General features: G+C 64.2%; 20 protein-coding genes. 5 read left to right on the top strand and 15 right to left on the bottom strand.

Going from position 1 to position 24387, the window contains the following annotated elements:
• Positions 1 to 49 precede the first annotated feature (49 nt).
• The 3 genes from PSEEN_RS15845 to PSEEN_RS15835 all read right to left on the bottom strand — a co-directional run bounded on the left by PSEEN_RS15845 (position 50) and on the right by PSEEN_RS15835 (position 4935).
• On the bottom strand, positions 50 to 1864 hold the full coding sequence (locus tag PSEEN_RS15845) for an ABC transporter ATP-binding protein (RefSeq protein ID WP_011534562.1): 1815 nt from the start codon (positions 1862 to 1864) through the stop codon (positions 50 to 52).
• Positions 1857 to 3629 (bottom strand): ABC transporter ATP-binding protein, encoded by a 1773-nt coding sequence (locus PSEEN_RS15840; protein WP_011534561.1) that lies wholly within the window; start codon positions 3627 to 3629, stop codon positions 1857 to 1859. Before PSEEN_RS15840 ends, PSEEN_RS15845 begins: the two co-directional genes overlap by 8 nt.
• Before the next feature lie 73 nt (positions 3630 to 3702).
• Positions 3703 to 4935 (bottom strand): acyl-CoA dehydrogenase family protein, encoded by a 1233-nt coding sequence (locus tag PSEEN_RS15835; protein WP_011534560.1) that lies wholly within the window; start codon positions 4933 to 4935, stop codon positions 3703 to 3705.
• A gap of 391 nt (positions 4936 to 5326) precedes the next feature.
• On the opposite strand from PSEEN_RS15835, the gene PSEEN_RS15830 reads away from it, so the two are divergent.
• The 3 genes from PSEEN_RS15830 (at position 5327) to PSEEN_RS15820 (ending at position 7601) form a co-directional block, all read left to right on the top strand.
• Positions 5327 to 6373, top strand: a complete 1047-nt coding sequence (locus PSEEN_RS15830; protein WP_011534559.1) for an ABC transporter substrate-binding protein — start codon at positions 5327 to 5329, stop codon at positions 6371 to 6373.
• Positions 6374 to 6388: 15 nt separating this feature from the next.
• On the top strand, positions 6389 to 7120 hold the full coding sequence (locus PSEEN_RS15825) for a class II aldolase/adducin family protein (RefSeq protein WP_011534558.1): 732 nt from the start codon (positions 6389 to 6391) through the stop codon (positions 7118 to 7120).
• A gap of 79 nt (positions 7121 to 7199) precedes the next feature.
• The gene (locus PSEEN_RS15820) at positions 7200 to 7601 is read left to right on the top strand and encodes a GFA family protein (protein WP_011534557.1); all 402 of its coding nucleotides are present in this window, start codon (positions 7200 to 7202) and stop codon (positions 7599 to 7601) included.
• A gap of 82 nt (positions 7602 to 7683) precedes the next feature.
• On the opposite strand, the gene PSEEN_RS15815 is transcribed toward PSEEN_RS15820, so the two are convergent.
• Genes PSEEN_RS15815 through PSEEN_RS15805 form a run of 3 tightly spaced genes read right to left on the bottom strand, consistent with a single transcriptional unit; the run spans position 7684 to position 11155 of the window.
• Positions 7684 to 8835 carry an LLM class flavin-dependent oxidoreductase gene (locus PSEEN_RS15815; RefSeq protein ID WP_011534556.1) on the bottom strand — a complete coding sequence of 384 codons (1152 nt, stop codon included), beginning with the start codon at positions 8833 to 8835 and terminating at the stop codon, positions 7684 to 7686.
• A gap of 15 nt (positions 8836 to 8850) precedes the next feature.
• On the bottom strand, positions 8851 to 10074 hold the full coding sequence (locus tag PSEEN_RS15810) for a lipase family protein (protein ID WP_011534555.1): 1224 nt from the start codon (positions 10072 to 10074) through the stop codon (positions 8851 to 8853).
• 13 nt (positions 10075 to 10087) lie between these two features.
• Complete coding sequence (locus PSEEN_RS15805) at positions 10088 to 11155, bottom strand: ABC transporter substrate-binding protein (protein ID WP_011534554.1); 1068 nt, start codon at positions 11153 to 11155, stop codon at positions 10088 to 10090.
• Between the two features lie 326 nt (positions 11156 to 11481).
• Between PSEEN_RS15805 and PSEEN_RS15800 the strand changes: the two genes are divergently transcribed.
• Positions 11482 to 12543: a sigma-54 interaction domain-containing protein gene (locus tag PSEEN_RS15800; RefSeq protein WP_011534553.1), complete on the top strand. Its 1062-nt coding sequence runs from the start codon at positions 11482 to 11484 to the stop codon at positions 12541 to 12543.
• A 213-nt stretch (positions 12544 to 12756) separates the two neighbouring features.
• Here the strand turns inward: PSEEN_RS15800 and PSEEN_RS15795 are convergent, their stop codons facing one another.
• The 6 genes from PSEEN_RS15795 to dkgB all read right to left on the bottom strand — a co-directional run bounded on the left by PSEEN_RS15795 (position 12757) and on the right by dkgB (position 19067).
• Complete coding sequence (locus tag PSEEN_RS15795) at positions 12757 to 14937, bottom strand: KAP family P-loop NTPase fold protein (protein WP_011534552.1); 2181 nt, start codon at positions 14935 to 14937, stop codon at positions 12757 to 12759.
• A gap of 124 nt (positions 14938 to 15061) precedes the next feature.
• The gene (locus tag PSEEN_RS15790; protein WP_044488228.1) at positions 15062 to 15805 is read right to left on the bottom strand and encodes an ATPase; all 744 of its coding nucleotides are present in this window, start codon (positions 15803 to 15805) and stop codon (positions 15062 to 15064) included.
• Entirely contained in the window at positions 15780 to 16058 is a 279-nt protein-coding gene (locus PSEEN_RS15785; RefSeq protein ID WP_011534550.1) for a hypothetical protein, read from the bottom strand. The genes PSEEN_RS15790 and PSEEN_RS15785 overlap by 26 nt, the downstream gene beginning before the upstream one ends.
• A gap of 224 nt (positions 16059 to 16282) precedes the next feature.
• The gene (locus tag PSEEN_RS15780; protein WP_011534549.1) at positions 16283 to 16747 is read right to left on the bottom strand and encodes a nuclear transport factor 2 family protein; all 465 of its coding nucleotides are present in this window, start codon (positions 16745 to 16747) and stop codon (positions 16283 to 16285) included.
• A 271-nt stretch (positions 16748 to 17018) separates the two neighbouring features.
• Positions 17019 to 18200 carry an MFS transporter gene (locus tag PSEEN_RS15775; protein ID WP_011534548.1) on the bottom strand — a complete coding sequence of 394 codons (1182 nt, stop codon included), beginning with the start codon at positions 18198 to 18200 and terminating at the stop codon, positions 17019 to 17021.
• A 63-nt stretch (positions 18201 to 18263) separates the two neighbouring features.
• A complete protein-coding gene (gene dkgB, locus PSEEN_RS15770; RefSeq protein WP_011534547.1) occupies positions 18264 to 19067 on the bottom strand; it encodes a 2,5-didehydrogluconate reductase DkgB in 804 nt (267 codons plus the stop codon).
• 395 nt (positions 19068 to 19462) lie between these two features.
• Between dkgB and PSEEN_RS15765 the strand changes: the two genes are divergently transcribed.
• On the top strand, positions 19463 to 20311 hold the full coding sequence (locus PSEEN_RS15765) for an AraC family transcriptional regulator (RefSeq protein ID WP_373694302.1): 849 nt from the start codon (positions 19463 to 19465) through the stop codon (positions 20309 to 20311).
• Positions 20312 to 20422: 111 nt separating this feature from the next.
• Here the strand turns inward: PSEEN_RS15765 and PSEEN_RS15760 are convergent, their stop codons facing one another.
• From PSEEN_RS15760 to PSEEN_RS15750, 3 genes are all read right to left on the bottom strand, one after another.
• A complete protein-coding gene (locus tag PSEEN_RS15760) occupies positions 20423 to 21991 on the bottom strand; it encodes a hypothetical protein (protein WP_011534545.1) in 1569 nt (522 codons plus the stop codon).
• A gap of 132 nt (positions 21992 to 22123) precedes the next feature.
• A complete protein-coding gene (locus tag PSEEN_RS15755; protein WP_011534544.1) occupies positions 22124 to 22618 on the bottom strand; it encodes a DUF934 domain-containing protein in 495 nt (164 codons plus the stop codon).
• Positions 22602 to 24254, bottom strand: coding sequence for a nitrite/sulfite reductase (locus PSEEN_RS15750; protein WP_011534543.1), 1653 nt, complete (start codon positions 24252 to 24254; stop codon positions 22602 to 22604). Before PSEEN_RS15750 ends, PSEEN_RS15755 begins: the two co-directional genes overlap by 17 nt.
• Positions 24255 to 24387: the final 133 nt, after the last annotated feature.

Raw genomic sequence — 24387 nt, 5'->3', positions numbered from 1 at the left:
GTGGCAGCAGTCGGGCAGCAGCGATTGCATGAGCAGCAGCAGGCCAGGGTCAGGCTTCGGCGTTCACCTCACCGGCGCTGCGCAGATAGGCGTCGTACAGTCCGGCATACGCGCCACCAGCCTCGACCAGCTCGGCATGCCGCCCCAGCTCCACAACCCGCCCATGGCGCACCACGGCAATCCGCTCGGCGTCACGAATGGTCGCCAGGCGGTGGGCGATGATGATCGCCGTGCGCCCCTGGCACAGCCGCCGCAGCGCCTGCTGGATGCGCCGCTCGGTGTGCACGTCGACCGCCGAAGTGGCTTCGTCGAGCACCAGCACCGCAGGGTCCGCCAGGTAGGCGCGCACCAGGCACACCAACTGGCGCTGGCCATGGCTGAGGTGGCTGCCCAACGGGCCGACTTCAGTGTGGTATTGCAGCGGCAGACGCTCCAGCACTTCGTCGGCGCCCAGCTCGCGGGCGGCGGCGACCAGCTGGGCATCATCGGCCTCGGGCCGGGCCAGGCGCAGGTTGTCGAGAATGCTGCCGCTGAACAGCACGTTGTCCTGCAGCACCACGCCGACGTTGCGCCGCAGGTCGTGCTGGGCCAGTTCGCGCAGGTCGATACCGTCGAGCTTCACCGCGCCGTTGTGCACGTCGTAGAAGCGCGTGAGCAACTGCACCAGGGTGCTCTTGCCATGCCCCGAAGGGCCGACGATGGCCAGCACCTCGCCTGCGCGGATGTGCAGGTCGAGCCCGTCGATCACCGGCCGGGCGTTGTAGGCGAAACCGACCTGCTCGAAGCTCACTTGGCCACGAGCCCGGCCCTGTGCTCGCGGTTGATCTGGGTCGCGCACCTCGGCGCGGGTGTCGAGCAGCAGGAAGATACGCTGCGCCGAGGCACTGCCGGTGGCGTAGCGCTCGAACAGGTCCGACAGCTCTTGCAGCGGCCCGAGGAACAGGAACACGTAGAACAGGCTCTCGGCAATCTGGCCGACGCTCACCCGGCCCTCGGCCAGGCCAAAGGCGCCCACCAGCAACAGCACGGCCATGCCCGCCGTACTCAACAGCGCAGTGAGCGGGGCGAACCAGCCGGTGCGCAGGCTGCCGCGGATCAGGGCCTGGTTGAAGTCCTCCAGCAAACGCCGGTAGCGCCGCAGGTTGCCGGCTTCGCGGCCACACTGCTGGATCAGCCGCACGCCGCTGACGCTTTCGACCAGGTGCGCGGTGAAGCGGCTGCGCTGTTCGGCGACCCTGGCCCAGCTGCGTTGTGAAACACGCTTGAAACGCCAGGTCGCCAGCACCAGCAGCGGGACGGTGGCAGCCAGGCTGTAGAAGAAGCTCGGCTCGATGCGCCACAGCATCACCCCGGCCAGGCAACAACGCAGCAGGGCGCCGATCAGCTCCGGCGGGCCTTGCACCAGCAACGGCTCCAGCGCGTCGACGTCGCGGTCGACGCGGGCGATGATGCGCCCGGCGCGGGTCTGGTCGAAGTAGCTGACCGACAGCCCCTGGACATGGGCGAACACCTGCACGCGCAGGGCACCGAGCACGCGGATCGCCGCGTTGCCTGCAATGAATTGCGAAGCCCCGGCCAGCAGGAAGCGCCCCAACCAGCTGGCGGCCAGTCCCAGGCCGAGCCACAGCACCAGGCGCTCGTCGAGCAGCCAGTGGCCAGCTTCCTGGAGCAACCCACGGTCGATCAGCTCGCGGACGAACCAAGGCCGCAGGAACACGGTGAGCACCAGCAGCAGCTCCAGGCCGATCACGCTCATGATCGCCCCACGGATCGGCCGCAGCAGCGGCAGCAGGCGGTGCAGCATGCCGCGATCGAGGGTCTGGCGCGCCAGGCGCTGTTCGATGTCGATATCGCTTTCAGCCATGCTCGATCCCCAACAGCTCGCGGTAGTGGGCGTTGTGCGCCGCCAGTTCGGCGTGGCGGCCGCTGGCGCTGATGCGCCCGCCTTCGAGCAGCAGTACGCGGTCGGCCAGCAGCAGGGTGGACAATCGGCTGGTGATCAACAGCAGGGTCGGCGCACGCCCTTGCTGGCGGCGCAGGTTGTCGAGCACGCGACGCTCGTTGTGGGCATCAAGGGCGCTGGTGGCATCGTCCAGGCAGAGGATGTCCGGTGCGCCAAGCAGGGCGCGGGCCAGGCACAGGCGCTGGCGCTGGCCACCGGAAAGGCTCACGCCACGGTCGCCCAGCGTCGTATCCAGGCCTTGGGGCAGGCGCTCCAGCACGTCCTCGGCGGCGGCCAGGCGCAGGGCTTCGCGCAGCGTGCTGTCGCTGGCCTCTGGCGTGGCCAGGCGCAGGTTGGCGGCCAGCGAATCGGAAAACAGGAAGCTCTCCTGCGGCAATACCTGCACCCGACGGCGCAGGGTGTTCAGGTCGATGTCGCGCACATCGTGCCAGCCGGTGCGGTCGGAGCCGACCCGTACGCTGCCGCCGTCCACATCGGTCAGGCGCGGCAACAGGCTGGCCAGCAGGCTCTTGCCGCTGCCGGTGGCGCCGACCAGCGCCACCACCTCGCCGGGACGCAGGTGCAGCGAGCAACCCTGCAACAGGTCGCGTGCGGCTTCCGGTGTGCCCACGCGCACCTGCTCCAGCTTCAGGCCTAGTGGCCCGTCCGGCAGGGTGCCCAGGCCACTACGGATGGCGGGGCGTTCGTCGATCAGCTGCCAGATGCGCTCGGCACTGGCGCGTGCATCGGCGAACGTCTGCATCACCCGGCCGATGCCCTCGATGCGGAACACCAGCGTGGTGGCCACCAGCAGCGAGGTCACCAGCTCGCCGATGCCCAGCTGCCCGGCGGCCACCCGATGGGCGCCGTACACCAGGATCCATACATGCCCAAGGGCGACCACTGCCTGAGGCAGGGGTATTCGCGAGCTGGCGTAGGCCAGGGCGGCGCGGGCATGCGTGCCGAACACTGTCACCTGTGCCGAGAAGCGGGCGATACGCTGGCCTTCCAGGCCAAACGCCTTGATGACCCGCACCCCGCCGATGCCTTCCGACAGATCCTGGCTCACCTGGTCGTAGGCTGAGGCGACAGCCCGGTCGAGGGTGACCAGGCGCTCGGTCTGGCACACGAACAGCCCCAGCCCGACACCCGTCAGCAGCAGCGGCACCACGCCGAGCAGCAGGTCGTACCAGCACAGCAGGCCGACCGCCGCCAGCACCACCAGCGGCGTCTCGATGATCTGCCGCCAGAAGGTGATCAATGCATCGCGAACCTTGTCGGCATCGCGGGTGGTGCGGGTGACCAGCTCGCCCATGCCATGGCGCCAGTGGTAGCCCAGGTGCAGGGCCTGGACCTGTTCGAGGATGCGTTCGCGCAAGCGCGTCAGCAGGGCCTGGCTGAGCACCAGTGACAGCACGGCGGCGGCGTATTGCAGGAGGCTGCGGGCCAGGGCGATGGCCAGCAGTGCCCACAGCCAGTGCCAGGCCAGGGTGGCGTCGAGGCTGCCATCGGCCAGGCGGGTGACGGCGCGGCCGGCGCCGACATCGTCGACTGCGTGGCCGATCAGCCATTGTTGCCAGGCCAGGGTCAGGTTGCCGGCGATATAGAGGGTGGTGACCAGGGCGAAGCGCCAGGGCATCTCGCGGTAGATGGCCAGGGCGCGCAGGAGGGGGTGTCTTGAGGGCATGCAGGGCTCGGGTCTGGAGTAGGCGGGAGGTGGTCGAGATCGTCGGGGGCGCACAGCGCCCCCGGCGCATGCCTCAACGACGGGTGGCGCCTTGCGCTTCCTTGGCATTGAGCACTGCCGTGTACTCCCCAGGGTCCGCCCCATTGAGGTAATGGTTGCCGACGTTGTGCAGCCGCCAGCGGATCGGGTCATGGGTGGTGTGCACCCGGGCATCGCGCCAGAAGCGGTCCAGGTTCCACTTGCTCAACGAGGCGCTGGCCCCGAGCAACGAAAACAGGTCGCTGGAGATCTTCAGCGCCGCACCATCGGCATGTGCCCGGGCGGTGGCCACCGAGAGGATCAGCTCATCCTGCAGCGCTTTGTCCCCGGGGTCGCGCTCATGGGCGTCGAATACCCGCGCGGCCTCGCGCAGCACCGATTCGGCGCCGCGCAGGGCGACGGCATACTCGCCAACCTGGCGGATGATGTGCGGCTCGTCGCTGGCCCGCTCGACACCGCTCTCGACCCAGGGCCGGGCATGCTCGCGCAGGTAGGCCACCGCCGCCTGCAACGCGCCTGCGGCAATGCCAGTGTCGATGGCGGCATGGAGGATTTGCGGGAAAGTGAGCCCGGTGCGTTTCATCGGCCCGCTGCGCACGGTGACGAAACGCTCGTCGAGGACGATCTCGTCGAACTTCACCGTGCCGCTCACCGAGTGCTGTTGGCCGAAAGCCCGCCAATCATCGACCAGGGTCAGGCCAGGGGTATCCCGGTGCAACAGTACCCCGGCGCCACCGTCCTCGCTGGCGGCGGTCAGCCAGATCCAGTCGGCCAGGTAGGCGCCGGTCGAATAGAACTTGCTGCCGTTGAGCACGAGCTTGCCGTCGGCGCGGCGTTCGACACGGGTCTTGAGGGCGAACTTGTTCTTGCCGCCGACCTCGGCCAGGGCATTGCCCAGGCGTTTGCCGGCCAGCACATCGGCCAGCACGCGGTCGCGGACTTCGTCGGGGTAGCCGTCGAACAGGCCACGCAGCATGACGTTATGGATCTGCAACAACTGGCCGACGCCGCCGTCGGCGGTGGAAATCAGGCGCACGATTTCGACCAGGGTCTCGACCGAGGCGCCGAGGCCGCCGAACTGCGTGGGGACGCCGATGGCGGTGAGGCCGCTGTGCGACAGCCGTTCGGCCTGCGCACGGGGGAGTTGGTCGTTGTTGCGCGGGTCGGCGGCGAGGGTGGCGATTTCGCTGGCGACTTCACGGGCGATGCGCAGGGCTTCGGTTTCGCTGGTGATGCGGTAGGCGGGGGGCAGTTCGATGATGCTCATGATTGACCTCGATGGCGGTGTTCGCGGGGGCTGCCTTGCAGCCCATCGCCGGCAAGCCGGCTCCTACAGGTCAACGCAATACCGGTAGGAGCCAGCTTGCTGGCGATGGGGCGCGCAGCGGCCCTGATCCTGACAACGCCAGAGCAACTTCTTTGCCACTCCAGTGGAGCCCTCGCAGTAGTTGGCCTGCGGCGAGATTCCCAAGGTGAAATGCTGCTCCAGCAACACCCTCGGCCCGCCGCCTGCTGATCTGGCAGCACTCGCCCCGCATGCCTGCTCCCAGGCCAGCAACCTGGCCCGGGGTACTCGCGCACAGTCTCCATGTTCCGGGCCTTCCAGCCCTTGGCACGACCGCTGCAACACACCCTGCACGACGCCCAAGGAGCTATCCATGACCCTCGCCCAAACCGCCCTGCAACCTGAAACACTGGACCGCCTCTGGTTCACCCGCTGCCCGGTACCGACCGCCTCCGGCATCGCCTACAAGCTCGGCTGGCTGCAGGAAGAGTTCGCCCGTGACGGGCTGCCCATCGACACCCTGCAGGAAGCCCGTCAGCTCGGCCATCACCACTACGATCACCTGCTCCCCGGCCTGTTTCGCGAGGGTGGCAACCTGCCGGCCCTGGCTGCTCGCGCCGCCGGGGCGCCATCAAGGCTGGTCGGCCTGACCTGGATCGAGGAGTGGCAGACCCTGCTGGTCCGCCCGGACAGCAACATTCGCCGCCCCGAAGACCTGCGCGGCAAGCGCCTGGCGCTGCCGGCCTGGGGGGACGACCGCCCCGGCAGCATCGCCCGGGCCATGAGCCTGCACGGCTACAAGGGCGCGCTGGCCTCGGCGGGGCTGACCTTCGATGACGTGCATCTGGTGGAGGTGGCGCTACTCGACCAGCAGGGTGCCAGCACCCCGCAGCTGGGCCTGCAACGGCTGTGGTCGGGCCTGGACTACCTGGTGCGCGGCGAGGTCGACGCGGTGTATGTCAAAGGCGCCGCCGCCGCCGACGCCGCCCGCCGCCTCGGCCTGGTGGTGGGGGTCGACCTTGACGCGCTGCCCGACCCACGACACCGCATCAACAATGGCACGCCACGGCCGATCACCGTTCACCAGTCGCTGCTTGACGAGCACTTCGACCTGGTGGCGCGCTTCCTCGCCCAGACCCTGCGCGCTGCCGATTGGGCAGCCGGCAACCGCGAGGCGCTCAACGCCATCCTCGAGGACGAAACCCGTGCCGGCAGCCAGGGCGTGGCCGAGGCTTATCGCGGCGACTTCCACGCCACCCTGGCGCCGGACCTGTCGGCCCAGCGCCTGGCCTTCCTCGACACCCAGAAGACCTTCCTCAACCTGCACGGTTTCCTGGCGCGCGACTTCGACCTCGCCGACTGGGTCGACCACCGCCCCCTGCAAGCCGCCCATGACCTGCTGGCCCAACGCCGCGCCTGACTCCGGAGATCGACCATGACCGTACTGCTCAACGAACGCCCCCTCACCGCCGAACTGCAAGCCTTCATCGACCAGGTACTGGCCGAGGCCGAAGCCGCGTTCACCGTGTTCCGTGAAACCAACACCATCACCGCCAACGGCACCGTCGGCTTCATCGAGCGGGTGCCGGGGCAGGAACTGTTGGTGGCGGTGAACTACGCTGGCCCGTGGAGCTACCGCAAGCCGCTGGAGGCGACGGTCAGCGACTTCGCCGGCAATGTCATCCTCGGCAAGGGCAAGGGTGGCTTGGGGCGGTACAGCAAATTGTTCCAGCAGCATGCCGACATCACCACCGTGTCCCACGTGCATACGCCTTACCTCGGTGCCTGGGCGCAGACCCACCGCACCTTGCCGTTCCACTACGTGCCGGTGCAGCGCTACCAGTTGGCTCGCGAGCTGCCGGTTTACATCGACCGGCGCCAGGCCGAGGTGGATTTCATCCTCGAGCAGATCGCCGCCAATCCCTTCAACCTGGCCATTCTCGAGGCCAACGGCGGCGCTACCGTGTGGGGCAAGCAGGGCCTGCGCGCCACCGCCGAATTCATCCTGTTGCTGGAGGAGGGCGCGCAGATCCAGTTGCTCGCCGATGCACTCGGTGGCTCGCGGCCCTATGGACCGGGTGTGCTCACCCAGCAATGGAAGATGAGTGGCCTGTATGAGCGCGCCACCGAGCTGGGGTTGGTGCCCGGCATCGACCGCCGCAACTGATTCGTCACTGGCAATTTCCGCGGCGAGAGATACATTTTCCGTGCGCTGTACGAGGCGGCGGTAGCCAAGGAAATGCCTGATGAAAACCATCCGTTACAAAGGCGGCTGCCTGTGCGGCCGCATCCGCTTCATTGCCAAGGGCGAACCACGGTTTCCCCACACGTGCTCCTGCGGCATGTGCCAACGCCATTCGGGCGGCCTGACGCTGTGCTGGGTGGAGTTCGACAAGGAGGCCGTGGAGTGGGTCGGCGAGGGTGGCTTGCCGGCCCTGTACCGGGCCTCAGCGCAGTCCAGCCGCGCATTCTGCTCGACCTGCGGCAGCAGCCTGGGCGCGATAGACGATGCGCCTACCGTCGGGTTGCTGTTGGGGTGCTTCGACGCCAAGGGCGAGCAAGCGCTGCGCCCGGCCTACCACTCCTTCGTTTCGTCCCGTCCCCGCTGGTGGAAAATTGGCCCGCTCGCCCTGTCGGAGCGGCTTTAGCCGCGATGCAGACCACGCGTTGCCCGGCACCCGCTTCGCGGGTGATCGCGGCTGAAGCCGCTCCTACAGAGGTCGTGAGAAATCAGAGGGAGGCGCGTTCGCCGCGAAAGTGCGGGAGGATGTGCTCGCCAATGCGATAGGCCTCTTCCAGGTGCGGGTAGCCGGCGAGGAAGAACAGGCCGATGCCGATGGCGTGGTATTCGCGGATCCGCGCCACCACGTTTTCATGGCTGCCAACCAATGCGCAACCTGGCGGGATGCCGATGTAGCCGAAGCCGGTCCAGACGTTGGGGTGGATGAAGAAGTCGTCGAAGGCAGGCGCCTCGCCCTGGTTGGCGTATTCGTGCTCATAGCTCAGCTTGCGCGCTGTGCGCAGCCCGGCGTGGGCGGCACGGGCCTGGACCGTGCCCTTGGCCACGCCTTCGTCGAAGAAGCGCTTGGCTTCGGCCAGGGCCGCCGCCTCGGTGTCGCGGGTGATGACGTCGATGGACAACCCGAAGCGGATGTCGGTGCGCCCATGTTTCAAGGCTCGGGCACGGATATCGGCAATCAACGCGGCGATTTCGTCAGGATGCTCGGCGCGCATTAGGTAGAAGTCGGCATGCTTGGCGGCGAATTCGCGGGCCGCCTGCGAAGAGCCGGCAGTGCAGATCAGCGGCAGTTCGGCCTTCTTCAGCGGCCCGCGCAGGCCACCGCCCTCGGCGCGGTAGTAGCGGCCTTCGTAGTGGAAGTTGTCGTTGTGCCAGTAACCGCGCACCACATCCATGAACTCGGTGGCGCGGGTGTAGCGCTCATCGTGCCCCTCGAAGTCGCCGACCTGGCGCTGGATGGCGTCCGAGCCGCCATTGATGATGTTCCACACCAGGCGGTTGCCGGTGGCGCGCTGGTAGGTGGCGGCCTGCTGCACCGCGACCCAGGGCGTGTAGTGATAGGGCTGGAAGGCGGTGACGAACTTCAGCGTGCGGGTCTCGCGGGCCAGCAGCGAGCACACCGTCCACGGCTCCTCGCCGGAGGGCGCGTTGACCATCAGGGCGCCGCCGAAACCATTGATTTCGGCAGCTCTGGCCACTTGGCCGAGGTAGTCGATGTAGCTGAAGTGATCGCCCACGGCGAAGCCGGACACCGCGCCGGTGCTGGGGCCGCCGGCGTGCCAGTCGCCGCGGTTGCGCGGGTCGCCCGGGAGGAACTGGGTTTCGCCGTGCAGTGGCAGGCGGGTGAAGAATTCGAGGCTCATGGTGGTGCTCCTGGCTTACTGGACGCTGGGATTGCAGTTGGGGGTGACGGGCTGGCCGCTGATGACCTGGCGGGCGAAGGGGATGGAATCCTTCAGCGAGGCATTGACCGTCTCGCTATGGCCCAGGCCCTTGTACAGGTGGCCCTGGACCACGGAACCGGCTTTGCAGGCGTCCTGCATCAGGGCCACCTGGGTGCTGGCGGCGGGGGTCTTGTCCTCGGCGCCGGTGCCGATGAAGATCGGCTGCGCGAGCTTGAGGGTCGGGTACGACACCTGGGCCTGCCAGGCTTCGAGCTGGTTGCCCTGGTAGTCCTTCCTGGCATTGGCCGGGGTCAGGCCGGTGCCGACCACGTCGCTGACCAGCGACGACAGGCAGCTGCTGCGTGCCTGCTCGAACAGCGGCAGGGCTTTGGCGGTGTAGAAGTCGCGCGGGTCGATGCTTGGGTCGTACTGCTGCGCTGCCAGCAAGGTGTAGAAACCGTAGGCCAGCGACGGGTCGACCTTGTCCGGATCCTGCTCGCCGACGTTCTTGGCGCCAATCGTGTAGATCACCCCGGTGCCGATACTGCCCTTCACGCCGAGGTCCGGTGCATAGGTGGCCGCATAGGCGCCCGCCGCGAACGCCCCAGCCCCGCCTTGGGACTGGCCGACGATCAGCACCTTGTTGGCCAGCCCCGGCACGCCGGCGACCACCGCCCGCGCCGCGTCGAGGATGCCGTAGGCCGCCATGCGGTTGTTCAGCAGCGGGTGGCCACCCGGCACGCCGAGGCCCTGGTAGTCGGTAGCGACGATCGCATAGCCCTCGTCGAGCCAGCGGTCGAGGTACTGCACATCGCGGTATGAGCGCCCGGCCCAGGACGGTGCGCAGATATCGGCGACGCCCACCGTGCCATGGCCCCAGCTCGCCACTGGCCAGCCACCGGCGGGTGCCTTGCCCTTGGGGATGAACAGCGCGCCGGAGACCACGATCGGCGTCTTGCCATCGATGCCGTCCAGCGAGGTGTAGAGGATGCGCTGGGCGCTGGCCGCGTTGGGCAGGCTCAGGGCCGGGTCCAGCGGTTCGCTGCGCAGCAGCTTGCCGGGCGCGGCCGGGATGGCCTTGCTCCAGGTGTAGAACGCCGAGACCCGGCCATCGCCTTGTTGCGGGTCGGGCTTGGGCGCAAAGGTGTCGGCGGCGACGGCACCTATCGACAGTGCCAGGGCGGTCAGGCCCAGGGTGAGTGAGGCAGGCAGCTTCATGGAGGGTTCTCTGTCAGTGTTGGCTGAGCTGGGCGTCGAGCGACGGCCAGTAATGGGTCAGTTGCAGGTCCTGCAGCGCCTGGCGGGTGAAGCCGGTGGCCAGGTCATCGTCGATGGCGTAGGGCGTGCGGATCAGGCGATTGTCCAGGGCATAGCGGGCCAGCGCCTGGTAGTGGGCCTTGAGTTGGGCGTCGCTCTTCGGCGCCCAGCGCGCCTTCCAGGCCACCGGATCGTCCTGGTCGTCACGGCGCAGCACGCTCTCGGCGACGCCGGCGCGGGAGGACAAGGCGTAGTAGCCGTCGCGGTTCTGCTCCTGGGAAATCCACCACGCCGCCTTGACCCAGGCGGTGGCCACCAGTTGGGTGATGTCGGCGTGTTGTTCGATGAAGCGGTCGGTGCCCCACAGGTCGGAGACCAGCCGCCAGTCGTTGGCGCCCTGCTTGGTCGACCAGAGGATGCGGGCCACGCCCTTGTCCTCGAGGGCATAGGCCTCGCTGAGCAGCACGGCGGCATCCACCTTGCCCGCCGACACGGCGGCCGCGCCGACCTGTGGGTTGAGGTTGGCGATCTTGAAGTCGGTCAGCTGCAGCCCCTGGCTTTGCAGGAAGTTGCTGAAGGCGAACTCCCACGGCCGCCCCCGATGCAGGGCCAGGCGCTTGCCCTTGAGGTCCTGGATGCTGCGTACCGTGGAGTTGGCCGGCACCACCAGGTACACGTTGTTGCCGCTGCCGCCAGGCACGACCAGTTTGCCGGGGACATTGCCGGCCCCGGCGATCACCGATGGCAGGTCGCCGCGTACCGCGAAGTCCAGGCTGTCGTTGCTGAAGCCTTCGTTGATCTGCGGGCCAGCGCCGGCGTGGGGCAGGGCCACCCAGTCGAGCTGGATACCGCGTTGCTGGAGTTGCTGGGCAAGCCAGCCGTCCTCGATCACTCGCCCTGGGATGCCGCCGAAAACCGGAGCGCCACCCTGGGTGAACGCGACGATGGCAATGCGCACGGATTTGGGAGGCTCGCTGGCCCAGGACGCGAGGCTCAGTAGCAGCCCGAGCAGGGCCAGGCTGTGGCGCCAGATAGTCTTCATGATGTTCAGCTCCTGACAGTGTGCAGACCGCACGTTTGAGCGGCCCAGGCGTTTGCCAGGCAGGAGCGAAATGCATGCCAGGGTACCTTGGGGAACGCTGTAGGCCTTGTGTGACGGGGCCTGCAGTCGACATTGCCAGCCTGCTCGCCGCGCTCGTGGTGCTGATGCCCACGCAAGACGGTGTTGACTGGCTGTTGCTCCAGCAGCAGTCGGGCTGCTGGTTTTTAAATATTCTCAAATCGAATATATAAATATTTATTAATAATTTTTCGGTCTAAATTGTTTCATGCACTATGGAGGCGCGCACAATTGCCAGGAATGCCCCCATGTCGCTGATCACCCATCCCCATGCCCGCGAGCTGACCAAATCCGTGCGCGCCACCGTGCTCGTGTTCAAGGACCCACGCTCCCAGGAGTTGCTCAGCCGTATCGAGCGCCTGGCACCCAGTGAAGCCAACACCCTGATCATTGGGGAGACCGGTACCGGCAAGGAGTTGGTCGCCCGTCACATCCACACCCTCAGCCGGCGTCATCGCGAACCCTTCGTGGCGGTGAACTGCGGTGCCTTTGCCGAAACCCTGGTGGAGAGCGAGCTGTTCGGCCACGAGAAAGGCGCCTTCACCGGCGCCACCTCCAACAAGGCCGGCTGGTTCGAGGCGGCCAACGGCGGGACGCTGTTCCTCGACGAGATCGGCGACTTGCCGTTGAACATGCAGGTGAAGCTGCTGCGTGTGCTACAGGAGCGCGAGGTGGTGCGCCTCGGCTCGCGCACACCGATCCCGATCAATGTGCGGCTGGTGGCGGCGACCAACGTCAACCTCGCCGATGCTGTGGTGGCGGGGCACTTTCGCGAGGACCTGTTCTACCGGCTGCACGTGGCCACCATCCGCCTGCCGCCGCTGCGTGAGCGGCCAGGCGACATCCTGCCGTTGGCGGAGTTTTTCATCGAGGAGCATTGCCGGCGGCTGGGCTACGAGCGTGCGACCTTGAGCCCGGACGCCGAACGCAAATTGCTGGCGCACAGCTGGCCGGGGAACATCCGCGAGCTGGAGAACGCCATCCACCATGCCTTGTTGGTGTGCCGCCAGCAGCAGGTGGCGCCAGCCGACCTGCACCTGGTGGATATGCGCCCGCAGGCGGTGGGCTATGGGGAAGTGGCGGCGTTGCCGGCCGTTGCCAGTACGGCACCGGTAAGCTTGGAGAGTGCGTTGCTGGCGTTGTTCGAGCAGAACCTGCCGGACCTGTACGAGCATATCGAGGAAACGGTGTTTCGCTCGGCGTATCGGTACTGCCATGGGAATCAGTTGCAGACTGGGCGGTTGCTGAACATCAGCCGGAATATTGTGCGGGCGCGGTTGGAGAAAATCGGGGAGTTGAAATCCAGCTAAGTCGGTTGAAGAGGGCAATTAGCCTATTCAAGGGCCTGACAGGGGCTAGGCGCTGCACGAAACTCATTCGCACTTGCCAACACTGTATTGAAACGGGGCTCGGAAGGATCGGTTAGTCCAGTAGCGCTCCCTCACCCCGGTTCGCTTTGCCTGGCCTTCGTACAGGCATTTTTCATACCGGTACCTGATGTGCGTGGTGACCGGGTATGAAAGCTACTCTTTAATTGTTTCCAGAAACAGGCGTATCGGTTCATCACTCAATCGATATGGGTAAAGTTTGAGTGTTCGAGAGATCCAGTGCTGGCAGGTATCAAAATCAATGAATTCCTTGACCAAATATTTATCGATGGAGTTGTGCTCTCTGGTCATGCCACTTGAAAAGGTAGTCCGTTTTACTATCATGGCCTCTGCGAAAAGTAGGAATCGATCAACACTGTTGACGGCATTACTTATCCAGGTGCTGCCGCTATTGCTCGTTTTGTTCAGCTGCGCGATGAAAGTTATAAATCTGCGATGTTTGAGGAAGGCATCCGGGTCATCGTTGGCAATGTCGAGGGCGATGGTGTTGAAGGTATCAGATAATTTGTTGAGTACGCTTGGCGTGAGGATGATATTGTTCGAGTGATGGGCGGATTTTTCTAGGTTTATAAGTGCGCAGAGGCTGGAAAGTGCCTTGGTTTCTTCTATTTCGCTGAAGAATATTTTTTCACGCTGTTGGCTGTCATCAATGCGGCGAAGGAAACTAATCGTCAATTCTGCTAGCTCGGTGATTGCCGATAGTGATACAAAGGAGGACTCGCCGACGGCTATATGTTCACCAGCGCTCAGCAAGGTTTTTATTACACTTGAAGATTTGTCCAGTGGGAAAGTACTAACCTTGAGTGCTAGCTTGCCCAAGATATCTCTTTGTTGCAGTTCGCCGTGGCGCGCGATCGTGTCGCAGAAATAGAGGGTGTCAGTTATTTTTGTGCTCAGGTTCTGGATGAAGGAGTTTGTAATGTCGGCTTCGTTGATGGACAGTTCGAAGTATCGGGCGAACATCTCAGGGTGACAGACTCGAGAGTTGTGCGCCCAACTGAGCCGGCTTGTAGTTCCGGTAATACAGGGGAATAGAAGTTTTATAGTGGTTGTTACGGCAACCTTGAACTCAGCTGGGGCCAGGTTCGCTATGGATGAGAGTGTCGAGGTGACATGGTCTTTGTTTTGCGGGGAAGTGGGAGTAGTCAACTCCTTCTTGCACTGCGCCAGCTTGTCATAGGACTGTGGGGCAAACACGCGGAGGCACTCCAGTGCAAAGAGGTCGATGGCATTGACTTCGGCGACGTCGGAGCCGCGCAACAATGCGCAATGGAATGATAAGGTCGAGTGGTAGCGGTAGACGTCTCGCAGGCTTCTGAAAAATGGCTCGATGCCTTCTCTGAAAATGGAGTTCCAGTAGTTGTGGTCGAAACCTTCCTGTAGCTGGTGCTCTTCAGTAAGTATTGAATTGAGCTTTTCGAACAGAACGGCGTGCAGCTTGTCTTTGGGGATTGTGGGTGCGTTGAATGTGACCTGGATTATTTTGTCGAGATAGCTGCCGTTGAAGCCGGATCGCTTGAGGTTCTCTTCGATGGTGTCTCTTTGGAATGGGAGCAGAAAAACAACATTTGGGAAGTTCATGTTGCTTTTGATGACTTGAAACACCTGTTGTGTCTGTTCGGGTGATAGACGGTCGATGTCGTCCATTATAATGAGTAGTGGTTTGTTTCTGGCTTCCAATAGTGTTCGAATTTCTGCCCTTATTTCATAGAGCGTGAGCTCGTTTTCTTTCGCGTCTTTTTCAAGGTCTTCGGATTTTCCAGTGAGAAATGCGGCGACCTTTTTCAAAGGGGCGCTCAGTGCAGTGGCGATGGAAATGAAACCCGTGGCTGCGGCGAAATTCATCCACTCCGGCTTATTCAAAAAAGTTGCCAGAGCTGTGAACGCAACTGAAGAAAATAGCAGGGGGAGAAAAATTGACGTTTTCTCCAAAATCGTTGCGGTTGTCTTAAGTCGATTTCCATAGCGGCGTAACGCCTTGGCCAGTTGCTTGCTTTCTTTGCTCTTGTCTTTTCTGCCGACGGTTCGCGAGACCTCATCAAAAAATAGAGTTGTGAGCTTTTCCTGAGCATTCCACTCCCATGGGTTGAATTCCATGATGTCGTGTTTTTTGTCATTGTCGAGTGTTTCGATCACGAGGTTCTTGATTGAGCTTTTTCCGCAGCCCCACGGACCAGTGAGGGCTATGACCAAACTTTCGGTATTCTTCCAGTTTGAAATGGCGCGTGCCAAGCTGCTGGCGAACGCCGTGCGTCCAAGCAGATCTTGTTCGCTTTTCGTAATGGGACGATCATCCGTGAATTCAAATGTGCTCATGCGTGTCTTCATGCTGGTGGTGTGTGTTGGAAGTGTTGGGGAAGAAGGTGTTGGAAAAAGCGCTATGGATCAAGTGCAGCACTGTCATTGGTAAAGTACATGCAGTCAAGATGAAGTAGCTTTCTCAAGGCTCCACCACATCGGCATAGTGCTCGAAGAACCAGTCAGGTATCTCTTCGTTACGGTACTCCAGTTGCGTGCCCGCCGTGATCTCTGCCAGCCATACAGCGCACTGGCCGGAATTGTCGAACACGTATGCACGGTGGCTGGCGGCGATGGCCTCTGGCAACAGGTCCAGCGAGCGGTAGTAGCGGCTGCGTACCAGGTCGTCCCTGACCGGGTGCCCTCCGGCACGCACGCGAATGGCTACCCGCTCGATGTTGATCTGCGGGTTTTCGGTGGAGACGAAGTAGAGGTAGGTGCGATAGCCCCGTGCCTGGGCCTGGCGCATGAATTCGATCTTGCTTGGGTGCGACATGACGCTTTCGAAGGTGAAGCTCTGGTTTGTATCCAGCAAGCGTTGGCGGATGAAGTCCGCGATCACCGAGGCGAAGTACGAGTTTACTCGCACGGCCCGGTAGTCGACATTGCTGCCTAGAAGCGTGAGTTGCCGGGCCTGGTCAGTCAACTGCTTGGTTTGGATGAGATAGTGCTCGGTATGGAACCAGAGCAGTTCCGGCAGGCTGGTGGCGATGTCGAAAGGTGCCAGGTCGATGAACCCGGTGGACTTCGCCTCTTGTTCCAGGTCGTCAGCATTGACGAAGAGGCGCGTCAGCGCCGCCGGCAAGTCGGCCTTGATGGTGCTTTTTCCGGAGCCGTTGGGGCCTGCGAACACCCGTAGCCTAGGGACGCTCGTCAGTCGTGCCATCATTGACCTTGCGCACGGTGATTACCTCGCCGACCTTGACCTTGCGCCGTGGCCGGGCCTTGTCGAGCACGGTTCTGACACCGTCGGCGGCAACCCGCACCAGCTCACCTTCGTCGATACACAGCACACCTTGCTGGTTGGCCTGCAGCGCACGTAGATAGGCGGAGTGGGTGGCCTCGCTGGCGTGGCGTGGCACCTGACGCTCCAGGGCGTCGAGGGCTTGCTCGGAGAGTTTTTTTGCTTTTGCGGCCATGAAGGAATACCTCCGTGCAACAGGGGGGCTGTTGCGTACTTGGGAGGCATCATAGCGCCGGCACGGGGGAATGACATCAAGAGGAGGCATGGGCGGAGTCCTGGGGTGGCGTGCGGCTGAGTCTGGCACAACCTTGTATTCCCTTTTTCCCCGTTTCGCGTAGTCCTTGTCCTGTACGCCGAATGGGGCTGCCTGGCAGCCCCATGCCCGGATGGCCCCAGGGCTCAGAAACCGAATGCGCTCAACCCAGGATGGCCATCCGGCCGCCGCCCCAGCGGCCAGTGGAACTTGCGCTCGGCCTCGCTGATGGGTTGTTCGTTGATGCTGGCATGACGGTTGCGCATCAGGCCGTCTTCGGCGAACTCCCAGTTCTCGTTGCCGTAGGCGCGGAACCACTGGCCGCTGTCGTCGCGGTACTCGTAGGCGTAGCGCACGGCGATGCGGTTGTCGGTGAAGGCCCAGAGCTCCTTGATCAGGCGGTATTCCAGCTCGCGGTTCCATTTGCGGGTGAGGAAGGCCTGTGCCTCATCGCGGCTGTTGCAGAACTCGGCGCGGTTGCGCCAGTGGGTGTCGGTGGTATAGGCCAGGGCGACCTTGGCGGCATCGCGGCTGTTCCAGCCATCTTCGGCGAGGCGGACTTTCTCGATGGCGGTTTCGCGGGTGAAGGGTGGCAGTGGGGGGCGGGACATTGCGCTGTTCCTCTGGTTGAGGCCTGGAGTGGCCTGGTAGGGAAGGAGGCTACGCCCAAGGCGCCTGGCTGAGAATCGATGCTCCCGGCACTTCATAATTGTGCCTGTCGGAACAGTAGGCAGAGGGTAGGGCGGGGGCTTTTGATCGTATGAAGGCCGTCAAGGGCCCGCCGCTTGAGTTGCAGCGCCTGTGAGATCCAGCGCCGCGCGGGCGGCGCTGGATCTCACAGGCGCTGCAACTTTTTCGGCGAACACGTTGAAAGCGCAGCCGCTATACCGCCTCACCGACGGCGCTACGCGGCACCTTGGCCCGCCCACCCAGCCACACCAGCAGCAACCCACCGGCCGCCAGCAGGCCACCGGCCATGGGCACCGCGGCATAACCCAGGTCCAGGCTGATCACCGCGCCGCCCAGCGCGGCACCCACCGCGTTACCCAGGTTGAACGCACCGACGTTGATCGAGGACGCCAGGCCCGGCGCTTCGGCGGCGGCGATCATCACCCGCATCTGCAGTGGCGGCACCACGGCGAAGGTGAACATGCCCCACACCAGCAGCGCGATGGCCGCGCCGACATGGCTGCCCAGCACCAGCGGCATCAGCAACATGATGATTGCCAGGGCGCCGAGGAAGATCCGCGCCGCGCCATCCAGCGACCAGTCCGCCATCTTGCCGCCCAGGCTGTTGCCGAGGGTGAAGCCCACGCCGATCAGCACCAGGCCCAGGGTGACGAAGGTGTCGGAAGCGCCGGTCAGGTCGGCCAGTACCGGGGCGACGTAGGTGTACAGGGTGAACATCGCACCGGCCCCCAACACCGTGGTGGCCATGGCCAGCAGCACATTGGGCCGGGCGATCACGGCGAGCTCCTTGCGTACATGGGGCACACTGCCGCGCTCGCCCTTGGGCAGGGCGTACCACAGCGCGGCGATGGCCAGCACGCCCAGCACGGCGGTGCCGGCGAAGGCCATGCGCCAGCCGACCTGCTGGCCAAGCCAGGTGGCCGCGGGCACGCCGCCGATGTTGGCGATGGTCAGGCCCATGAACATGGTGGCCACGGCACTGGCCTGCTTGTCCTTGGGCACGACGCTGGCGGCGACCACCGCGCCCAGGCCGAAGAAGGCGCCATGGTTGAGGCTGGTGATCAGGCGCGAGGCGAGCAGGGTGTAGTAGTCGGGTGACAGGGCCGACAGCAGGTTGCCGACGGTGAAGATGCCCATCAGCATCATCAGCGCGGCGCGCTTGCCGAAGCGGCTGAACAGCAGGGTCATGATCGGCGCGCCAACCATCACGCCGATGGCGTAGGCGGTGATCAGCATGCCGGCGCTGGGGATGCTGGCGTCGACGCCCTCGGCGATGACCGGCAGCAGGCCCATGGGGGTGAATTCGGTGGTGCCGATGCCGAAGGCGCCGATGGCCAGGGCGAACAGGACCCGTTTGGGGGAAAGCGTGCTCATCGGGAGCTCCGTGTTGCGTGTTGAAGGCGAAACCGCCCTGGCAGGGCGGCTCGAATGTTCAGGTCAGTCCCAGATCGGCGCCAGGCCATCCGGGCTGACTTCGCGGCCGTTGCGTTCGAGCGTGGCGATGCGGGCCATGTCGTCGGCGTCCAGGTGCAGGCCGCGGGCGAGCAGGTTGCTGGCCAGGTTCTCGCGCTTGGTCGACGACGGGATCACCGCATAACCCAGCTGCAGCGCCCAGGCCAGCGCCACCTGGGCGACGGTGGCCTTGTGCTTGGCGGCGATCTCGGCCAGCACCGGGTCCTTCAGCACCTTGCCGTAGGCCAAGGTCATGTAGGAGGTGGTGGTGATGCCTTGCTCCTTGAGGAATGCGGTCAGCTTGCTGTTCTGCAGGTAGGGGCTGAGCTCGACCTGGTTGGTGGCGATCTCGCCCTGGCCGACCACGGCGATGGCCTGGCGGGTCAGTTCGATGTTGAAGTTGGAGATGCCGATCTCGCGGGTCAGGCCCAGTGCCTTGGCGTCGGCCAGGGCCTGCATGTACTCGCTGAGCTCGACGCCGTTGCCCGGCGCCGGCCAGTGGATCAGCAGCAGGTCGACATGGTCGGTGCGCAGCTTGGCCAGGCTGTCGCGCAGGCTGGGCACGAGCTTGTCGGCGGCGTAGTTGTCGACCCAGATCTTGGTGGTGATGAACAGCTCGTCGCGCGGCACGCCGCTTTCGGCGATGGCCTGGCCGACGTCGGCTTCATTCTTGTAGATCTGCGCGGTGTCGATGGCGCGGTAGCCCAGTTCGAGCGCGGACTTGACCGAATCGATGACGGCCTGGCCGGTGAGGCGGAAGGTGCCGAGGCCGAAGGATGGAATGCTCATGGGGCTGCTCCTTGAGAGGGTGGGGATCGGGCTTGCGCGGTGCTGCGCCAGTTGATCGAGTGGTTGCAGTCTGCAGGTTTCCGCGGGATTGATTAAGACACTCCCGGGCCAAGGTCTTTTGACTAAAAGTCATTAATGCCTGGGCGGCTTGTGAGTAAGAGGTAAGCAATGGGCGCTGCGTTTCACCTGTAGGAGCCAGCCTTGCTGGCGAACCGGCCCGACGCTGGACCGTGGTGTGGCCTTCGCCAGCAAGGCTGGCTCCTACAGGGTAAGTGGTCTGATGATGTTCAGGGCGCCCTGAGCAAACGCGGCTAGGTATGATCGGGCCTGTATCGATGATGCTACGGCCTACCGTATTTCAGGAGCTTGCCCCGGTGTCCGACCTGCCCACCCCTATGCTGTACCAGAAGCGCTTCGAGGCAGTACTCGCCTATATCGAGGACAACCTCGAAGGCGACCTGTCGGTCAACGCCCTGAGCGCGGTGGCGCATTTCTCGGCGTTCCACTTCCATCGGCAGTTCAGCGCCTATGTGGGCGTGCCGGTTGCTCGCTACGTGCAGTTGATGCGCCTGCGCCGCGCCGCTCACCGGCTGGTTTGCCAGGCGGACTACAGCGTGCTCGACGCGGCCATGGGCGCCGGCTTCGAAAGCCCCGAGGCGTTCAGCCGGGCCTTCCGGCGCGCCTTCGGCCAGGCGCCTAGCGCATTCCGCCGCCAACCCGACTGGCAACGCTGGAATACGGTGTTCGACATTCCTCATTTTTCCAGGAGCATCACCATGCAGGTACGAATCGTCGATTTCGCCGAAGTTCAACTGGCCGCGCTCGAGCATCGCGGCCCGCCTGGCCAGGTCAGCGAGACCGTGGGCCGTTTCATCGAGTGGCGCAAGCGCAGCGGGCAATCGCCCGTGGCCACGAGCCGCAGTTTCGGTATCCCCTACAACAATCCGGACACCACCACGCCCGAGGACTTTCGCTTCGCCATCTGTGGCGAGTTGTTCGAGGCGCTGCAGCCCAACGACGAAGGCGTGCACATGTTGAGCCTGCCCGGCGGGCGCTGCGCGGTGGTGCGGCATGTGGGGTCGCCTGATCATATCGGCGAGACGATCTACCCGCTCTACCGCGACTGGTTGCCAGTGAGTGGCGAGGAACTGCGTGATCACCCGCTGTTCTTCCATTACCTGAGCATCTACCCGCAGACGCCGCTCGAGCAGTGGCAGACGGACATCTATGTGCCTTTGCGCTGAAATGGGTCCTGTAGGAGCGGCTTTAGCCGCGATGCAGGCAACGCGTTGCCTGGCACCCGCTTCGCGGGTGATCGCGGCTGAAGCCGCTCCTACAAAGCGAACGGGCGCGGATCAATCAGCGATTTTCGACGGATCGGTCTGCAGCAACCACAGGTGGCTGTTCGCGGCCAGCTGCTGGTCGAGATTCGACTGGACGCCGATGCGGCGGGCCTGCTCGTCCTGCTTGAGCAACTGGTTGAGCATCTCCATCAGGTCCCGGGACTTGCGCACCGACTGTGGCGTGCTGACATCGGACTTGAGTTCGCCGTTCTGGTAGGTCATCACCCGGTGGGTACTGCTGGCTTCCTGGGTGGCGCTGGCTTCGCTCAGGGCGCCGTTGACGAAGCCGACGTGGGTGCTGGCGCTGGCCTGCTCATTGAGCATGTGGTAGCGATAGTTGTTCGGGTCGACGACTTGGTCGAGCTTGGCCGACGATGACAGCTCGGTGTGCCAGGCAGCGTCCAGCTTGGCCTGCTGGTGCTGCTTGACGTCGAGGCTGGTACCGCCGCCGTTGTTCGAGGTGGCTTGCGACACCTGGTAACTGAAACGGTCTTCCTCATCTAGGCGGTGCGAATTCAGGTGCTGGCTGGTCTGGCTGATCGAGGCGTCGAAGTCGGCCAGGCCGCTGAGCAGCGAGCGGCTGTACCGGTTGATCGTATCCTCATGCCCGGCTGGGCGCGGGCTGCTGTCGTCCACGCTGTTGAGCTGGCTGAAGGCGTCCTTGAACAGGGTCATCAGCTGGGCGTTGCCCTTGCCACGTGCCTGGGCTGCGTCGAACTGGCTCAGGTAATTGCTCACGGCGGCCTGGCGCTGCTGCTGGTTGCCCAGCACCACGCCACCCTGGGTGTCCAGGTCGAGCTGAATCTGGCCGCTCGGGCCTTGCAGCTTGAGGTTGCGGGTCGAACCGTCCATGCGCAGGTCGAAGGTCTGCAACTCGCCGCTGGAGGTTTGCAGTCTGGCGTTCATTTGCAGGCCGGTGAACAGGGTCTGGTCGAGCTTGAGCAGGGCGCCCAGCTGCAGGCTCGGCGTCTCCTGGGTCAGGCCGTTGATGGCCGACTGGAAACCATTTGCCAGGGTAGCCAGGCCCTTGAGTTCTTCGGCGCTGAGCGTGCCACCCTGTACATCGGCGTCCACGGCCAGGCCTTGTTCACCGTTGTACAACCCAAGCTTCACCGTGGCGCCGGAGGCGGTGGTGAGGTTGAGGGTGATGCTGTTGCTGGCGTGTTCGCGCAGCCTTGACTGTTGCAGGGCCAGCAGGGCGGGGGCGATTTCGCTGTTCTCGCCGACCTGCAGCGCCGACTGTGAGACGCGCTGCCCACCGTTGGCCACCAGTTGCTCCATCAGGGCGGTGCCCAGGCCCTGGAAGCGCGCGGCGGTGCTGTTGCCCTTGATGCTGCCGAGCATGTGCATGCTCAGTTTGTCGATGCTGTCCTGCTCCCACACGTAGCGGGGCTGGGCGTTACCCAACGTGCCTCGGGAGGAGTAGGTCTGCGAGTCGGGAATGCGTGTGTCCTGGCCAAGGATGACCTGGGTGCCGGGGGTGCTGGCGGCCGCAGCGGTCTGGCGGGTATCGAGGCTCTGCGGGGCAGGGGAGGCGTTGTACACGGGGGTGAAGCGCAGTGCGGATGTGATCGGGCTCATCATCGCTTTCCTTGCGGAGTTAATGAGTACGCCTTGATATCGGCGTGCCATTAGCAAACCTGAGCAGAAGATCAGATATTTTTGCGATGCAGAGCAAGTGGCTGGGGCTGCGTGGCAGCCCCGGCGCTAGGGTCAGCGTCGACGGAACAACGGCAGCGGTTCGTCGGTGGCGCCCTGGTAGGTGACCGAGAAGTCCTTCAGGCTTTGCAGCGCGTCTTCTGGGTTCTTGTCGGCACGGATGGCGAAGGCGTCGAAGCCGCAACGGGCCATGTAGAACAGCTGGTCACGCAGCACGTCGCCAATGGCGCGCAGCTCGCCCTTGAACTTGTAGCGGTCACGCAGCAGGCGCGCGTTGGAGTAGTTGCGCCCGTCGGTGAAGGCCGGGAAGTTCAGGGCGATGACCTGGAAGTGCTCGACGTCTTCGCCGATTTCCTCGGCTTCCTCGTCGCTGTCCAGCCAGATGCCCAGGCCGCCGTCGCGAGCCTTGAGCAGGCTCGGGTGGTCGCGCCACAGTTGCAGCGGCACGATGTAGTCGTCGCAGTTGGTCAGTTCGTCAATGGAAACGTCCTTGGGCAGCAGGTGCCAGGTTTCGTCGACGATCTGGTTGTTCTTAATGATTCGCTGCATAGACGCGTTCCTTGAAGGGGTCGATGCCGATCCGCTGGTAGGTGTCGATGAAGCGCTCGTCTTCGGTGCGCTGCTCGACGTACACGCTGATCAGTTTCTCGATCACGTCGGCCATGTCGTCCTGGGCGAAGGAAGGGCCGAGGATCTTGCCCAGGCTCGCGTCGCGGGCGGCATTGCCGCCCAGCGAGACCTGGTAGAACTCCTCGCCCTTCTTGTCCACGCCAAGGATGCCGATGTGGCCGACGTGGTGGTGGCCGCAGGCGTTCATGCAGCCGGAGATGTTCAGGTCGAGCTCGCCGATGTCGAACAGGTAGTCCAGGTCGTCGAAGCGGCGCTGGATGGATTCGGCGATCGGGATCGACTTGGCGTTGGCCAGGGAGCAGAAATCACCGCCCGGGCAGCAGATGATGTCGGTCAGCAGGCCGATGTTCGGGGTGGCGAAGCCTTGCTCGCGCAGTTCCAGCCAGAGGGCGTGCAACTGGCGCTGCTCGACGTCGGCGAGGATGATGTTCTGCTCGTGGGAGGTGCGCAGGAAGCCGAAGCTGTAGCGTTCGGCGAAGTCCGCGACGGCGTCGAGCTGCTTGTCGGTCAGGTCGCCCGGGGCGACGCCGGTGGGCTTGAGCGACAGGGTGACGGCGACGTAGCCCGGCTTCTTGTGGGCGCGGGTGTTGCGCGAACGCCAGCGGGCGAAGCCAGGGTGCTCCAGGTCCTGCGCGCCGTAGTCGACGTTGTCCAGCGCCAGGTAGTCGGGGTCGATGAAGTGGCGTGCCACGCGCTCGACTTCCGCTTCGGTCAGGGTGGTGCTGCCGCCGCGCAGGTGGGCCATCTCGGCCTCGACCTTCTCGGCGAACACTTCCGGGGTGAGCGCCTTGACCAGGATCTTGATCCGCGCCTTGTACTTGTTGTCACGGCGACCGTAACGGTTGTACACGCGCAGGATGGCGTCCAGGTAGCTGAGCAGGTCCTGCCAGGGCAGGAACTCGTTGATGAACGAACCGATCACCGGCGTACGGCCCAGGCCGCCGCCGACCAGGACGCGGAAGCCCAGTTCACCCGCTTCGTTGCGCACCGGCTCCAGGCCGATGTCGTGCACTTCGATGGCGGCGCGGTCGTCGCTCGAACCGTTGACGGCAATCTTGAACTTGCGCGGCAGGTAGGCGAACTCGGGGTGGAAGGTGGTCCACTGGCGGACGATCTCGCACCAAGGGCGCGGGTCGACCAGCTCGTCGGCGGCGACACCGGCGAACTGGTCGGTGGTGACGTTGCGCAGGCAGTTGCCGCTGGTCTGGATCGCGTGCATCTGCACGGTGGCCAGTTCAGCCAGGATTTCCGGGATGTCTTCCAGCGCTGGCCAGTTGTACTGCACGTTCTGGCGGGTGCTGATGTGCGCGTAACCCTTGTCGTAGTCGCGGGCGATCTTCGCCAGCATGCGGGTCTGGCGGGCGTTCAGCTGGCCATAGGGCACGGCGACACGCAGCATCGGCGCGAAACGTTGGATATACAGGCCGTTCTGCAGGCGCAGAGGGCGGAATTCTTCTTCGCTCAGCTCACCGGCCAGGTAGCGGCGGGTCTGATCACGGAACTGCTTGACGCGGTCCTCGATGATCCGCTGATCGTACTCGTCGTATACGTACATATAAGTCCTGTCTCAGGCTGCATGCAGCTAATCGCGCGCACGGCCGCGCACTCCGGGTCGGAGCCGAGGAACGATAGCAGAGTGGGTTTATGCGCTAAAGTGATGTTTTTGCATATGAAAAGAACCATTTGGA

The sequence above is a fragment of the Pseudomonas entomophila L48 genome (genome assembly GCF_000026105.1).
In the GTDB taxonomy this organism is placed as follows: Bacteria; Pseudomonadota; Gammaproteobacteria; order Pseudomonadales; family Pseudomonadaceae; genus Aquipseudomonas; species Aquipseudomonas entomophila.
The sequence above is the reverse complement of the archived record's forward strand: the minus strand, read 5'-3'. Positions and strand labels throughout refer to the sequence as shown.